Genomic DNA, 12,910 nt, shown 5'->3' on the forward strand with positions numbered 1-12,910 from the left:
AACTGTTCACATGACGAAGATGTGAACAGTTTTTGATTACAATTGATTTAGCATATCTTGCCAGGCGGTCACACCCCATTTGTGACTGCCACGTTTGAGTTTTTTGACTGCCGTTGCAACAGGAAACCAGTCAACGTGATTGAAATCTTCGAGCGGTTTCCCAAGTACTTCGTAGTTGCTTGTCTCATAGATATAGGCGGGATTGTAATAGTAGGTGTCCCTGTGTGATGAGTAAAAATACTCGTCGGCCTGGCCCAGATATTTGCCGAGCGTCGCTTTGGCCCCAAGTTCTTCATGGAGTTCTCGCACGAGCGCCGTTTTATGATCTTCTCCTGCCTCAATCTCGCCCCCCGGTAAAAAGTAGGCACCATTTGGCGCTTGGACGATGCAGATTTCAGTATTATTTTTCCGTGCGACGATGCCATAGACACCAAAACGTGATTGGTAGGGCTTGTCAGCGATTTTTTCGCCAAATGTTGGGGTCATAATTTGTCTCCATATATTTTATTAACTCTATTCTATCAAAATTCCCCAAAATTTGATAAAATAAAAGAATACTGATTGGAGATAGTGACATTGAAAAAGATAAATTTTAGTAAGATCATCATGATAGCGCTTGTTATGCTCATTGCAGCATGTTTGGCGATTTTAGTTTCGAGTAAAAATTTCAAAAATAGTAAAAATCCGTCTGGTATGACGGTTGTTATAAACGATGCAGTTGGGGGAATTGATGGCCTCATTGCTGCACCATTTGATGCGCTAAAAGACAAGGCAAATGATCTAGGCAACCTCATGGAAACTTACCATGAAAATGCGAGCCTGTCAAAACAAGTGACTAAACTGACAGATGAATCAAGCGAACTTGACAGTCTAAAAGCAGAAAATAAATCGCTCAAAGCGGCGCTAGACTTGCAAAATACCCTGACAAATTACGAAAAAATCAGCTCAAACGTCATCGTCAGGAACCCCAATGCCTGGAGCGACAGCATGACCATTGACAAGGGGAAAACTGACGGCATCAAAGTCGATATGATCGTCATGAGTAACGGCGGGATTGTTGGACGTATCACACAGGTTAATACAACGACGTCAAAAGTTGCACTTTTGACGTCTGATAAGGCACTTGAAAACAAAATTCCTGTCAGACTTGGATCAGCAGAAAATCCAGCATATGGTCTGATTACAGGATATGATGCCCGTCAGAATGCTCTTATCATCACGCAAATCTCATCAAAAGTCAAGTTCACCAAAGGGGATAAGGTTGTCACGTCAGGTCTTGGAGGTAATTCGCCGTCAGATTTGCTTGTTGGTGATATTATTGGCGAAAAAGAAAATACTAAAAGCGAAGACCGTGATATTTATGTCAAGCCTGCAAGCAAGTTCGACAACATGCAGTTCGCTTTTGTCATCAAACGTGGATTGAACGTAGATGGGACGGCTGAAACAAATGAGTAAATTTTCTTTTCAATTTTTCACCCCTGTCATCTTGCTTTTGGTCATGCTGATAGACGGTCAGATTACGCAGTTACTCTCAACGACTGCAACGACGCTGACATCATGCCTGCTTTTGATCGTCATGACCTACAGCATCTTGCAGCATAGCTATCGTTACATGATTGTTGTAGCCTTTCTGATAGGCCTTGTCTACGATAGCTATTATATCGGCGTTTATGGCATTGCAAGCTTATTGTTTCCGCTCATCGCACTTTTCGTGTATAATATCAAACAGACGGTCTTTGAAAACAGACTGACACGCATCTTCACGGTGATTATCATCGTGGCTGCGTTTGAGTTCCTTTCTGGGGCAATGATGTTAGTTTTTCAAATCTCGAATTTTGATTTTGGCAACTACATTATTTATCAAATGGCGCCAAGCCTCTTCCTTAACATCTTCTTTGCCATTGCTCTACAGACGCCGCTAGAAAAATTTTACGGTGTGACAAAAGCAAAGAAAACATTACAAGCACGCTCGAAATTGTAACAGTCTTGTAATGTCAAAGTGATCCTTAAGGCGTATAATAAGAAATGAACCTAAAACGCGAACCGCATTTGGAGGAAACAAGATTTTTATGAAAAAGAAACTAATATCAGCAGTCTTATTGTCAACGGTCGTTTTGACATCAGCATCTACAGTGCTTTTGGTCAGCGCCGATGACACAGATTCGCAGATTGCGCAACAAGACGCAAAAATTGCTGCAACGAAATCTGCTGAAGCGACTGCACAGGCACAAGTTGATACAATCCAATCCCAAGTTGATGCCTTGAAAGATAAACAAGATAAACTTAAAAAAGAATCAGACGCACTTTTGGCACAATCTAAAAAATTGCAAGTCAAAATCGCTGATTTGACAAAAGAAATAAGCGATCGTGACGAAGCGCTTCAAGCACAAGCACGCTCAGCGCAGACAGATGGCACAGCAACTTCATATGTAGATGCTGTCATCAACTCAAAATCATTATCAGATGCTGTAACGCGCGTTACAGCTATGCGTACGGTTGTCAAAGCAAATGATGACATGATGAAACAGCAAGAAGCCGCTAAAAAAGCAGTTGAAAAAGCACAAAAAGATAACCAAGAAAAAGCTGATAAAGGCTACAAGTTGATGAACGAAATCAGCGACCAAGCTAAAAGTTTAGAAACACAGCAAGCTGAGCTTAAAGTGGCACAACTTAACTTGGCCGCTGAACGCGCAACTGCTGAAGGCACAAAAGCATCACTCTTGGCACAAAAAGCTGCAGCACAAGCAGCCGCAGCACAGGCCGCAGCTCGTGAAAAAGCTTATAATGAGCAAGTTGCTGCATCAGCAAGCAAAGCGCAGGCGCAGGCAAGTAGTGCTACATCAAGTTCTAGCTCTAGCAGTAGTTCATCATCATCTAGTGTTTCCACACCAGTAGTGACAACACCAAGCACGCCGGCTGTAACAACACCAAGTACACCGGCTGTAACAACACCAAGTACACCAGCTGTAACAACACCAAGTACACCAGCTGCAACCGCACCTAGTTACAATAATTCTGGGAATACCTACCCTGTAGGACAATGTACTTGGGGTGCCAAAACATTAGCGCCTTGGGCTGGTAATTATTGGGGTAACGGTGGACAGTGGGCTTCATCAGCAGCTGCAGCAGGGTTCCGTACGGGCTATACACCACAAGTTGGCGCGATTGCAGTTTGGCAAGGTGGTTATGGTCACGTTGCAGTAGTCGTTGCTGTTAATGGTAGTCAAATCCAGGTTCAAGAAGCAAACTATGCAGGTAATCCTGCTATCGGTAACTATCGAGGCTGGTTCAGTCCCGGTGCTGTGACTTACATCTACCCAAATTGATCAAATAAAGAAATTCGTCTTCGGACGTTTTTTTTATCATTGAAATTCACAGTATAAAATGTTAAAATTGAGAGAAGTATTCTATTTTAGGAAATCCTAAAATTATCTAGGAGAAGAAATGGCAAATATCATTCAACGATTAATTGAAAATGATAACAAACAATTAAAAAAATTACATAAAATGGCTGACAAAGTTGAAAGCTTTGAATCAGCTTTTGCTGAGTTATCTGACGAGGCACTTCAAGCTAAGACGCCTGAACTCAAACAGCGCTATCAAAATGGGGAGTCACTTGATGACCTGCTTTTTGAAGCATTTGCTGTAGCGCGCGAAGGCGCAAAACGTGTGCTAGGCCTGTTTCCTTATCATGTGCAAATTATGGGTGGGATTGTCCTGCATAACGGAGATGTCCCCGAGATGCGGACAGGTGAAGGTAAAACGCTGACCGCAACAATGCCGGTCTATCTTAATGCCTTGTCTGGCGAAGGTGTGCACGTTGTCACCGTCAATGAGTACTTGTCAGCACGTGATGCGACAGAAATGGGTGAGCTATATAACTGGCTTGGTTTGAGCGTTGGAATCAACTCATCGACCAAATCGCCTGAAGAAAAACGTGCCGCTTATTTGTGTGACATCACTTATTCGACCAACTCAGAGCTTGGCTTTGACTACTTGCGTGATAACATGGTGACGACTTTTGAAGAGATGAGTCAACGTCCGCTTAACTATGCCTTAGTCGATGAGGTTGACTCAATCTTAATTGATGAGGCAAGAACGCCTTTGATCATTTCGGGTCAGGCTGAAAGTTCGAGTGCACTTTATCACCGTGCTGACCAGTTTGTCAAGACCCTGTTTGGTCATGAAGACTATGAAGAAGGCGATGATTACAAAGTCGATGTTCAGTCGAAAACGATTGGTTTGACTGAAGAAGGCATCGACAAGGCTGAGAAATTCTTTGCTATTGATAATCTTTATGACCTTGAAAATGCAGCTCTGACGCACTTTGTGGACAACTCCTTGCGTGCCAACTATATCATGGCGCTTGACTTGGATTACATGGTTGATGAAAATCAAGAAGTCTTGATTGTTGACCAGTTTACAGGGCGTGCGATGGAAGGTCGTCGTTTTTCTGACGGCCTCCACCAAGCTATCGAGGCCAAAGAAGGTGTGCCGATTCAAGACGAATCGAAGACTATGGCGTCAATCACCTATCAGAACTACTTTAGAATGTATAAAAAACTGTCAGGCATGACAGGGACTGGTAAGACGGAAGCTGAAGAATTCCGCGAGATTTATAATATCCAGATTATCCCGATTCCGACAAATAAACCCGTGCAACGTTTGGATCATCCAGATTTGCTCTATCCAACAATCGAGTCTAAGTTTGCGGCTGTTGTGCGCGATGTGCGCAACCGTCACGAAAAAGGACAGCCGATTTTGATTGGGACAGTTGGCGTTGAAACGTCAGAAATTATCTCAAACGAGTTGGTTAAAGCAGGTATTCCGCATGAAGTGCTCAATGCGAAAAATCACTTTAAAGAAGCGCAAATCATCATGAATGCCGGCCAAAAAGGTGCTGTCACCATTGCAACCAACATGGCAGGTCGTGGTACCGATATTAAACTTGGCGCAGGTGTTGTCGATCATGAGGATATCGAATACCGTGGTTTAGCGGTTATTGGGACTGAACGTCATGAGTCTCGTCGGATTGACAATCAGCTTCGCGGTCGTTCAGGTCGTCAAGGTGACCCAGGTGTGTCACAATTTTATCTGTCACTTGAAGATGATTTGATGCGTCGCTTTGGTAGCGAACGTGTTGCGGCTGTTTTGGAACGTTTCAAAATCGAGGGTGAAGATGCTGTGATTAAATCACGCATGATTACCAACCAGATTGAAGCGTCACAAAAGCGTGTTGAAGGTAATAACTATGATTCACGTAAACAAGTTTTGCAATATGATGATGTGATTCGTGAACAGCGCGAAGTTATCTATGCACAGCGTTATACAGTGATTACAGCTAAGGAAGATCTGACGCCGCAACTCATGGGTATGTTTGGTCGGACAATTGACCGCCTTGTTGACGGGCAAGCACCACTTGGTAAGCTTGACGAAACGGGAACTAAGGACTTAATTGTCCAAGTTGAGAGCAATCTGCTTTCTGACGGTGATCTGACTGAAGAAGCGCTCAGCGGCCTGAAACTTTCGGAAGTCAAAGGATTGATTTTTGACAAAGTGAAGGCAGTTTATGCAGATCAAATGGCAAAATTAGCTGAACCTGAACGTCAGCTGAGCTTCCAACAAGCTGTTGTGCTTCGGACGGTTGATACTAACTGGTCAGAACATATTGACCAGCTGGATCAGATGCGTCAGAGCGTTGGCTTGCGTGGCTATGCGCAAAATAATCCGCTTGTCGAGTACCAACAAGAAGCTTTTACCATGTTCAATAACATGGTGGGTGCTATCGAATTTGAAGTGACACGTTTGATGATGAAAGCACAAATTCATCCGCAAACAGCCATTCAAGAGGAACATGCACCAAAAGTTGTCACAACGGCATCACAAGAAAACTTGACAGATGTCACAACGGCGCAAGCCAATACAGGTGAGGATGTATCAGACATCGACTTTTCAAAAGTTGGCAGAAATGATCCCTGCCCATGTGGCTCAGGCAAAAAATTCAAAAATTGCCATGGCCGTGCAAAAATTGCGTAAGCAATCATTTCAAATAGAAAAATAAAAGTATAAGACTTCCTAGTGCGAAAATGCACCAACATTAACTAAAGGACTAAGCATGACATTCAAAGAAATCTCTCCGAAACTGGAAATAGAGGAAATCAAAGAGTTAGGTAAACTTTCTGAAGCGACCCTAGCCTTGAAAACAGCGCGTGATCGTGAGCTTGAGGCAATTATCAAAGGGGAAGATGACCGTGTTTTGTTGGTTATCGGACCTTGTTCGTCAGACAATGAACCTGCGGCACTTGAGTACGCACGTCGTCTTGCGAAATTGCAAGAAACTGTCAAAGACCGGATTTTCATGGTGATGCGTGTCTATACGGCAAAACCACGAACTAATGGTGATGGCTATAAAGGCTTGATTCACCAGCCGGATGCGTCAGCTCAGCCTGATCTTTTGAACGGAATCAAGGCGGTGCGTGAATTGCATTATAAAGTCATCACTGAAACAGGCATGACGACGGCTGATGAGATGCTATATCCTGAAAATCTTCGCATTATCGATGATTTGGTCAGCTATATCGCTGTTGGTGCGCGTTCTGTTGAAAATCAACAGCACCGTTTTGTTGCCTCAGGGATTGATGTGCCAGTTGGTTTGAAAAATCCGACATCAGGGAACTTGAACGTGATGTTTAACGGTATCTACGCAGCACAAAATCCGCAGAATTTCCTGTTTAACCGCACTGAAGTGCAAACAGAAGGCAACCCGTTGTCGCACGCTATTTTACGTGGTGCACTCAATGAATACGGTAAAAATATTCCAAACTATTATACAGACAATCTGCTAGATGCGATTGCGTCGTATGAAAAAATGGGTCTTGAAAATCCATTTATCATGATTGACACCAACCACGATAACTCAGGTAAACGCTACATGGAGCAGATTCGCATTGTGCGTCAGACCTTGATTAACCGCAAGTGGAATCCGCTGATTAGCAAATATGTTCGCGGTTTCATGATTGAGTCATATCTTGAAGATGGGCGTCAAGACACGCCTGAAGTCTTCGGAAAATCAATCACAGATCCATGTCTTGGTTGGGATAAAACTGAAGCCTTGGTCAATGAAATTTACACAACACTCGGTGAATAAATAGCAAGTAAAACAAAACTGAAGTCAGCTTCAGTTTTTGTTTAAGAAAACTTATCAGAATTTTAGAAAGATAGAAAGAATTTAATCAAATGGGCATTCATCAAAAAGGTACGACAATCGACATCGCAGAAATCAAAACCCACGCTAAACTTGAAGGTGACGTACTGACAAGAAAAAATGCGCGTGATGCGGAGCTAAAAAACATTATCACAGGTCAAGATGACCGCCTGCTTCTCGTCATCGGACCTTGTTCGTCAGATAACGAAGCGGCTGTGCTTGAATATGCGCACCGTTTAGCTGCTTTGCAAGAAAAAGTGAAAGATAAAGTTTTCATGGTGATGCGCGTCTACACGGCAAAACCACGGACCAACGGCGATGGTTACAAAGGGCTGATGCACCAACCAGACACATCAAAACTGCCTGATCTGATCAATGGCATTCACGCCGTCCGCGACTTGCACTATAAAGTCATCACTGAAACAGGCCTGACGACCGCGGATGAGATGCTTTATCCGTCAAATTTGAAAATGGTGGATGATTTGGTCAGCTACCATGCGATTGGCGCACGGTCAGTGGAAGACCAAGAACACCGTTTTGTTGCCTCAGGGATTGATGCACCGACGGGCATGAAAAATCCAACATCAGGCAATCTAAACGTCATGTTTAACGCCATTCACGCTGCACAAAACAAGCAAAATTTCCTCTATGGTAATGCAGAAGTAGATACAGATGGCAATCCGCTAGCACATGTCATCCTGCGTGGCGCAACCAATGAACATGGCGAAAATGAGCCAAATTACTACTATGATAACTTAATTAAAGCAATCGCCCAGTATGAAAAAATGGGCCTTGAAAATCCATTTATCATGGTTGACACCAACCACGATAACTCTGGCAAACAATTCATGGAGCAGATCCGCATTGTCCGTCAAACATTGATTAACCGCGATTGGAATGAAAAAATTAAAGCAAGCGTTCGTGGCTTTATGATAGAATCTTACCTTGAAGATGGGCGTCAAGATACGCCGGAAGTTTTCGGAAAATCTATCACAGACCCTTGTCTTGGCTGGGATAAGACAGAAGCGCTGGTCAATGAAATCTACACAACATTAAGCTAATAGTATAACACCAATTTTCTGGTATAGCACACATGAAAAAGTTTCCCTGTTTTTTTATTGCAAACCTTTTCATTTTGTGTTAAAATAATTTATGTAATGGCTTTCATTGAAAAATGAGCCAGAAAAAATTTGTAAACAAATAAGGAGAATGCAATCATGGCATCTAAAGATTTTCACATCGTAGCTGAAACAGGTATCCACGCACGTCCTGCAACTTTGCTTGTTCAAGCAGCTTCAAAATTCACTTCTGACATCAACCTTGAGTACAAAGGTAAATCAGTTAACTTGAAATCAATCATGGGTGTTATGTCACTTGGTGTTGGTCAAGGCGCTGACGTTACAATCGCTGCTGAAGGTGCTGATGCTGAAGACGCAATCGCAGCAATCGCAGACACAATGACTAAAGAAGGATTGGCTGAATAATCATGACAGAGAAGCTTAAAGGTATTGCCGCATCTAGCGGTGTTGCAGTTGCCAAAGCTTATCTTCTGGTTCAACCGGATTTGTCATTTGAGACAGTTTCTGTCGACAATACTGACAACGAAGAAGCTCGTTTGGATGCTGCTCTTGAAGCAAGCACAAGCGAGCTTAACGTTATCCGTGAAAAAGCCGTAGATAGCCTTGGCGAAGAAGCAGCATCAGTTTTCGATGCACATTTGATGGTTCTTGCTGACCCAGAAATGATTGGTCAAATCAAAGAAACAATCCGTGCTAAGAAAACCAATGCTGAAAGTGCGCTCAAAGAAGTGACAGATATGTTCATCACTTTGTTTGAAAATATGGACGAAAATCCATACATGCAAGAGCGTGCTGCAGATATTAAAGATGTGACAAAACGTGTGCTTGCAAACTTGCTTGGTAAAAAATTGCCAAGCCCAGCAACTATCGACGAAGAAGTTATCGTCGTTGCACACGACTTGACGCCATCTGATACGGCACAACTTGATAAAAAGTTTGTTAAAGCTTTCATCACAAATATCGGTGGCCGTACAAGTCACTCTGCTATCATGGCACGTACACTTGAAATCCCCGCTGTTCTTGGTACAAACAATATCACAACACTCGTTGCTGAAGGACAACTCCTTGCTGTCAACGGGATTACTGGTGAAGTGATTATCGAGCCAAGTGATGCTGAACAAGCTGAATTTATCGCTGCTGGTAAAGCTTATGCTGACCAAAAAGCAGAATGGGCACAACTCAAAGATGCTGAAACAGTGACAGCTGATGGTAAACATTTTGAACTTGCAGCAAACATTGGGACACCAAAAGACGTGACAGGCGTAAACGACAACGGTGGCGAAGCTATCGGCCTTTACCGCACAGAGTTCCTATACATGGACTCGCAAGATTTCCCAACTGAAGACGAACAATACGAAGCTTACAAAGCAGTGCTTGAAGGCATGGATGGTAAGCCTGTCGTTGTTCGTACCATGGATATCGGTGGCGATAAAGAACTGCCTTATTTTGATCTACCAAAAGAAATGAATCCGTTCCTTGGCTACCGTGCTTTGCGTATTAGCTTGTCAGAAGGTGGCGATGCCATGTTCCGCACACAGCTTCGTGCACTTTTGCGTGCCTCAGTTCACGGTCAACTTCGTATCATGTTCCCAATGGTTGCACTTGTTACAGAATTCCGTGCGGCTAAGAAACTTTTCGATGAAGAAAAAGCAAACTTGCTCGCTGAAGGCGTTGCAGTTGCGGATAATATCCAAGTGGGTATCATGATCGAAATCCCAGCGGCAGCAATGCTTGCTGACCAATTTGCCAAAGAAGTAGACTTCTTCTCAATCGGTACAAACGACCTCATCCAATACACGATGGCCGCTGACCGTATGAACGAACAAGTTTCTTACCTCTACCAACCTTACAACCCTTCAATCTTGCGTTTGATCAATAACGTGATCAAAGCAGCGCATGCTGAAGGTAAATGGGCTGGTATGTGTGGCGAAATGGCAGGCGACCAAACTGCCGTGCCGCTTTTGATGGGTATGGGTCTTGATGAGTTCTCAATGAGTGCAACATCAATTCTCCAAACACGGTCACTCATGAAACGTCTCGACACAACTAAGATGGCTGAATTGGCTGATAAAGCTCTTACAACTTGCGCAACAATGGAAGAAGTTGTTGCTTTGGTTGAAGATTATACAAAATAATTTTGACTTAAAACAGGACTTAGGTTCTGTTTTTTTGTGCCCAAAATACTAGGAAATAGCCATTATTTGAAATGAATTTGATTCGCTTGACAAACTACATCTAGTGTGATAAGGTGCGATTTTACATAATCTAACACAATATATAGTGATTTACCCTTTACAAACTGACTCGTATTTGGTAGAATATATCTACAATGATTTTTTAGAAATTAGGTATACGATATGATGGTTTGGGAAACAACTGAAACACTTGAAACTACGATGGAGGTCGTCAAACGTGATGGTCGCCATTTAAATTTTGAGCCAGAAAAAATTTATGATGCGCTCAAAAAGGCATCAGACGAGCTGACAAAGATGTCGCCTGTTCAGGAAGTCAAACTGGAAGGTCTGACGGATAAAATCGTTGCGACGATTTTTGATCGTTTTGACAAGAATGTCAAAATCTACGAAATTCAAAATATTGTGGAACACGTTTTGTTGGATGCAAACGAGTATGAGCTTGCAAAAACGTATATCAATTACCGTACGAAACGTGATTTTGAGCGCTCTCAGGCGACAGATATAAACTTCACGATTGACAAACTCATTAACAAAGACCAAACGGTTGTCAATGAAAATGCCAATAAAGACAGCGACGTGTTTAATACACAACGTGACTTGACTGCTGGGATTGTCGGTAAGTCAATTGGTTTGAAAATGTTGCCTGCACACGTTGCCAATGCGCATCAAAAAGGTGATATTCACTTTCATGACCTGGACTACCAACCCTATGCACCAATGACAAACTGTTGTTTAGTGGATGTCAAAGGCATGTTAAATGATGGCTTTAAACTCGGAAACGCAGTTATCGACAGTCCAAAATCAATCCAAACAGCTGCCGCACAAATCTCACAAATCATTGCCAATGTGGCGTCAAGCCAATACGGCGGGACCTCTGTCAACCGTATTGATGAAGTGCTTGCGCCTTACGCACGCCTCAACTATGACAAACACATGAATGATGCAAAAGAGTGGGTTGCTGCAGAAAAACGTGAAGCCTATGCCCGTGCCAAAACAGCTAAAGACATCTATGATGCCATGCAAAGTCTTGAGTACGAGATCAATACCTTGTTTACGTCCAATGGTCAAACACCATTTACAACCTTTGGTTTTGGTCTTGGTGAGGACTGGTATGCGCGTGAAATTCAAAAAGCCATTCTCCAAAATCGTATCAAAGGACTTGGCAAGGAAGGTCGCACAGCGATTTTTCCAAAACTTGTATTCACGATCAAACGTGGCCTCAATCTAAACGCCACAGATCCTAACTATGACATCAAGGAACTTGCAGCAGAATGTGCCACAAAACGTATGTATCCAGATATTGTCAGCTACGACAAAATCGTTGAGCTAACAGGATCCTTCAAAGCACCTATGGGTTGTCGTTCATTCTTACAAGGTTGGCAAGATGAAAATGGTCATGATGTTGTTGACGGTCGTATGAACTTAGGCGTTGTGACGCTGAACTTACCTCGTATTGCCCTTGAGTCAAAAGGCGACAAGGAAAAATTCTGGCAAATCTTCGGTGAACGCATGGAAGTCATGAAAGACGCCCTTGTTTACCGAGTTGAGCGTGTCAAAGAAGCAACACCAGCAAACGCACCGATTCTTTATGAAAATGGTGCATTTGGCAAACGTCTTTCCCGTACAGACTCAGTAGATGAGCTTTTCAAAAATCGCCGTGCCACAGTTTCTGCTGGCTACATCGGTCTTTACGAAGTTGCAACTGAGTTTTATGGTGGCGAATGGGAACACAATCCAGAAGCAAAAGAATTCACGCTTGACATCTTGCGTGAAATGAAAAAAGCTGCGGGCGAATGGTCTGACGAGTATGATTATCATTTCTCAATCTACTCAACACCGTCAGAATCACTGACAGACCGTTTCTGCCGTCTGGATACTGAAAAATTTGGCATTGTCAAAGACATTACTGATAAAGAGTACTACACCAACTCATTTCACTATGATGTTCGTAAAAATCCGACACCATTTGAAAAGTTGGAATTTGAAAAAGACTATCCAGTCTATGCAAGCGGTGGTTTCATTCACTACTGTGAATATCCAATGTTGCAACAAAATCCCAAAGCACTCGAAGCTGTCTGGGACTTTGCCTACGACCGTGTTGGCTACCTTGGTACCAATACACCAATCGACCATTGTTACGCCTGTGATTTTGAAGGAGACTTCACACCAACAGAACGCGGTTTCCAATGTCCAAACTGTGGCAATAGCGATCCGAAAACAGTTGACGTTGTTAAACGTACCTGTGGCTACCTTGGTAACCCGCAAGCACGTCCAATGGTCAATGGTCGTCACAAGGAGATTTCATCACGTGTCAAACATATGAACGGTTCAGTTGGTCACTTGTCAAATGGGGAAGATTTGGAAAGCGTTGCGATTGACGCAGCTAAGTCAAAATTTTTTCATCAATAAGTGATAAATCAAACATAAAACGG

10 protein-coding genes are annotated in these 12,910 nt (G+C 43.0%); 9 read left to right on the forward strand and 1 reads right to left on the reverse strand.

Annotated features, from left to right (window positions below; all coding sequences use genetic code 11):
- Nucleotides 1–36: 36 nt before the first annotated feature.
- Nucleotides 37–486, reverse strand: a complete 450-nt coding sequence (locus tag Hs20B_RS07635; RefSeq protein ID WP_172357220.1) for an NUDIX hydrolase — start codon at nt 484–486, stop codon at nt 37–39.
- 90 nt (nt 487–576) lie between these two features.
- Here Hs20B_RS07635 and mreC point away from each other — a divergent pair, with 90 nt between their 5' ends.
- From mreC to nrdD, 9 genes are all read left to right on the forward strand, one after another.
- Nucleotides 577–1,455 (forward strand): rod shape-determining protein MreC, encoded by an 879-nt coding sequence (mreC, locus tag Hs20B_RS07640; protein WP_172357222.1) that lies wholly within the window; start codon nt 577–579, stop codon nt 1,453–1,455.
- Nucleotides 1,448–1,981 carry a rod shape-determining protein MreD gene (mreD, locus tag Hs20B_RS07645; RefSeq protein ID WP_172357224.1) on the forward strand — a complete coding sequence of 178 codons (534 nt, stop codon included), beginning with the start codon at nt 1,448–1,450 and terminating at the stop codon, nt 1,979–1,981. Before mreC ends, mreD begins: the two co-directional genes overlap by 8 nt.
- A gap of 88 nt (nt 1,982–2,069) precedes the next feature.
- On the forward strand, nt 2,070–3,326 hold the full coding sequence (gene pcsB, locus Hs20B_RS07650; protein ID WP_172357226.1) for a peptidoglycan hydrolase PcsB: 1,257 nt from the start codon (nt 2,070–2,072) through the stop codon (nt 3,324–3,326).
- A gap of 118 nt (nt 3,327–3,444) precedes the next feature.
- Nucleotides 3,445–6,036: a preprotein translocase subunit SecA gene (gene secA, locus Hs20B_RS07655; protein ID WP_172357228.1), complete on the forward strand. Its 2,592-nt coding sequence runs from the start codon at nt 3,445–3,447 to the stop codon at nt 6,034–6,036.
- 79 nt (nt 6,037–6,115) lie between these two features.
- Nucleotides 6,116–7,147, forward strand: coding sequence for a 3-deoxy-7-phosphoheptulonate synthase (locus Hs20B_RS07660; RefSeq protein ID WP_172357230.1), 1,032 nt, complete (start codon nt 6,116–6,118; stop codon nt 7,145–7,147).
- Between the two features lie 89 nt (nt 7,148–7,236).
- A complete protein-coding gene (locus Hs20B_RS07665; protein ID WP_172357232.1) occupies nt 7,237–8,265 on the forward strand; it encodes a 3-deoxy-7-phosphoheptulonate synthase in 1,029 nt (342 codons plus the stop codon).
- A 156-nt stretch (nt 8,266–8,421) separates the two neighbouring features.
- Nucleotides 8,422–8,688, forward strand: a complete 267-nt coding sequence (locus tag Hs20B_RS07670) for a phosphocarrier protein HPr (protein ID WP_172357234.1) — start codon at nt 8,422–8,424, stop codon at nt 8,686–8,688.
- A 2-nt stretch (nt 8,689–8,690) separates the two neighbouring features.
- Nucleotides 8,691–10,418 carry a phosphoenolpyruvate--protein phosphotransferase gene (gene ptsP, locus Hs20B_RS07675; protein ID WP_172357236.1) on the forward strand — a complete coding sequence of 576 codons (1,728 nt, stop codon included), beginning with the start codon at nt 8,691–8,693 and terminating at the stop codon, nt 10,416–10,418.
- A 222-nt stretch (nt 10,419–10,640) separates the two neighbouring features.
- Nucleotides 10,641–12,887 (forward strand): anaerobic ribonucleoside-triphosphate reductase, encoded by a 2,247-nt coding sequence (gene nrdD, locus Hs20B_RS07680; RefSeq protein WP_172357238.1) that lies wholly within the window; start codon nt 10,641–10,643, stop codon nt 12,885–12,887.
- Nucleotides 12,888–12,910 lie beyond the last annotated feature (23 nt).

It is taken from the genome of Pseudolactococcus insecticola (assembly GCF_011170065.1).
Lineage (GTDB): Bacteria > Bacillota > Bacilli > Lactobacillales > Streptococcaceae > Pseudolactococcus > Pseudolactococcus insecticola.

Coding starts and splice junctions, on each gene's coding strand:
- Hs20B_RS07635 (WP_172357220.1), bottom strand. CDS start 486: ATGACCCCAACATTTGGCGAAAAAATCGCTGACAAGCCCTACCAATCA.
- mreD (WP_172357224.1), top strand. CDS start 1,448: ATGAGTAAATTTTCTTTTCAATTTTTCACCCCTGTCATCTTGCTTTTG.
- pcsB (WP_172357226.1), top strand. CDS start 2,070: ATGAAAAAGAAACTAATATCAGCAGTCTTATTGTCAACGGTCGTTTTG.
- secA (WP_172357228.1), top strand. CDS start 3,445: ATGGCAAATATCATTCAACGATTAATTGAAAATGATAACAAACAATTA.
- Hs20B_RS07660 (WP_172357230.1), top strand. CDS start 6,116: ATGACATTCAAAGAAATCTCTCCGAAACTGGAAATAGAGGAAATCAAA.
- Hs20B_RS07665 (WP_172357232.1), top strand. CDS start 7,237: ATGGGCATTCATCAAAAAGGTACGACAATCGACATCGCAGAAATCAAA.
- Hs20B_RS07670 (WP_172357234.1), top strand. CDS start 8,422: ATGGCATCTAAAGATTTTCACATCGTAGCTGAAACAGGTATCCACGCA.
- ptsP (WP_172357236.1), top strand. CDS start 8,691: ATGACAGAGAAGCTTAAAGGTATTGCCGCATCTAGCGGTGTTGCAGTT.
- nrdD (WP_172357238.1), top strand. CDS start 10,641: ATGATGGTTTGGGAAACAACTGAAACACTTGAAACTACGATGGAGGTC.